The following is a 2,574-nucleotide window of genomic DNA, read 5'->3' on the forward strand; positions in this document are numbered from 1 at the left end:
GCTCCCTGCCCTGTGCGCCGGCTCCCGGCCCCCTTGCCTCTTATGCTGTGGGAATATCACGCTTTGCCAGATATTGGTACATCTGCCAACGTGCATCTACCTCAGCTTGCGCTTGTTCTAACAAGTGCTTGGCTACGTCTGGTTTGCTCTTAGTGAGCATTTTGAAGCGATTTTCTTGATACATCGAATGTTCTACAGATTGCGTAGGCGATCGCATATCCAGTTGCAAAGGATTTTTACCCTGTTTAAGCAACTCTGGATTATGCCGATACAGCAACCAACGGCCTGATTCTACCAGAGTTTTTTGGTGATTCATCCCGGTAGTCATGTTAATGCCGTGGGCGATGCAATGGCTGTAAGCAATAATTATTGATGGCCCATCATAAGCCTCTGCTTCCAAAAATGCTTTGAGAGTATGTTCATCTCTAGCACCAAGGGCTACACTCGCTACGTAGACATTTCCGTAGGTCATGGCAATCATCCCTAAGTCTTTCTTCCCTCCTGGCTTACCACTGGCGGCATATTTAGCAACTGCGGCTCGTGGCGTAGCTTTAGAAGATTGACCGCCTGTATTAGAATACACTTCTGTATCCATCACCAAGATGTTGACATTGCGACCACTAGCAATTACATGATCTATACCGCCAAAATCAATGTCATAAGCCCAACCATCACCGCCAACAATCCAGACGCTTTTTCTCACTAAGTAATCTGCAAGGGATTTGAGATTTTGGATTTTGGATTTTAGATTAGGATCGAAAGTTACGATTTCATCTAACTTCTGCTGCAACAGTTCTATTCTTTCGCGCTGTTCCCAAATGTCAGCCTCAGATTTTTGTTCAGCTTTGAGGATGGAATAGACAAGGTTTTCATCTATTTCACTCCCCAAATTTTGCAACAATTCCGCTGCAAACTCAGCTTGTTTGTCGAGGGAGAGGCGGAAGCCGAAACCAAATTCGGCGTTATCTTCAAATAAATTATTTGACCATGCGGGGCCGCGTCCTTGGGCGTTGGTTGTCCAAGGAGTTGTGGGGAGATTGCCACCATAAATTGAGGAACAACCTGTTGCATTGGCGATGACGGCGCGATCGCCAAACAATTGTGTTAATAATTTTAAATAAGGTGTTTCACCACAACCTGCACAAGCACCAGAGAATTCAAATAAAGGTTCTTGCAGTTGTTGTTGGCGAATCTGGTTTAATTTTAGCGATCGCCTGTCAGGATTAGGTAAACTCAAAAAGAAATCCCAGTTTTTCCGCTCTTGCTCTTGTAAAGGCAACTGCTGCGCCATGTTAATCGCTTTCCGCAATGGCTCAGATTTATCTTTAGCAGGGCAAATATTTACACAAATCGTACATCCTGTGCAATCTTCTGGGGCTACCTGAATGGTAAATTTTTGATTGGCAAAGTCTTTATCTTTTGCACCAGTTGACTTAAAGGTTTCTGGTGCATTGACTAACTCATCAGCTTGATAAGCTTTGGCGCGGATGGCACTGTGGGGACAAACCATTACGCATTTCCCACATTGAACGCAGACATCTGGCTCCCACACAGGTATTTCTTCGGCAACGTTACGTTTTTCCCACTTGGCAGTACCTACAGGGAATGTGCCATCAACAGGTAATGTGCTAACAGGTAAATCATCACCTTCCCACACCATGATTTTCCCCAGAACTTCCCGCACAAATTCGGGAGCGGAGTCCAGCAATCTTGGGTTGTTAATTGTTGATTGTTGATTGTTGATTGTCTGTGGTACATCTACTTTATGCAAGTTGTCTAGAGTATTGTCTACAGCTTGCAAGTTCATACGGACAACTTCTGGGCCTTTTTTACCATAAGTCTTCTCAATTGCTTGTTTGATTTTAGCGATCGCTTCTTCTTGCGGCAAGACTCCCGCTAAGGCAAAGAAACAGACCTGCATAATGGTGTTAATTCTGCCACCCATGCCACTTTCACGGGCAACCTGGCTAGCATTGATTACGTATAACTTCAAATGCTTATCGATAATTTGCTGCTGTACCTTCAACGGCAAATTCTCCCAGACGGTATCTGCATTATATGGACTGTTAAGCAGCAAAGTTGCCCCAGGAATAGCAGCTTTCAAAATATCTATGCGTTCTAGAAATCCCCAATGATGACAACCAATAAAGTTGGCTTGGTCAATCAAGTAGGTGGAGCGAATTGGCTCTTTGCCAAAACGGAGGTGAGAAACTGTCATTGAGCCAGATTTCTTGGAATCAAAGACAAAGTAGCCTTGGGCGTAATTATCGGTTTCTTCACCAATAATCTTGATAGAGTTTTTGTTAGCCCCAACAGTCCCATCTGAACCCAACCCATAAAACATTGCCCGAACAACATTATCCGATTCTGTAGAAAACTTAGGGTCAAAGCTCAAGGAAGTATGACTAACATCATCATTAATCCCAATCGTAAAATGATTCTTCGATTTAGCTTCGGCAAGGTTATCAAAAATCCCCTTCACCATTGCCGGCGTAAATTCCTTAGAAGAAAGACCATAACGACCACCAATAATTTTAGGGTATGAGAAAGTATTTTCTCCCCCTGCCTCCCCTG

1 protein-coding gene is annotated in these 2,574 nt (G+C 43.9%); it reads right to left on the bottom strand.

Going from position 1 to position 2,574, the window contains the following annotated elements:
• Positions 1-40 precede the first annotated feature (40 nt).
• Positions 41-2,574: pyruvate:ferredoxin (flavodoxin) oxidoreductase (nifJ, locus tag G1O98_RS37770; RefSeq protein WP_163939520.1), on the bottom strand; the 2,534-nt coding region annotated here is incomplete at its 5' end.

Origin of the sequence: Nostoc sp. UIC 10630 (assembly GCF_010747425.1) — a bacterium.
GTDB lineage: Bacteria > Cyanobacteriota > Cyanobacteriia > Cyanobacteriales > Nostocaceae > Nostoc.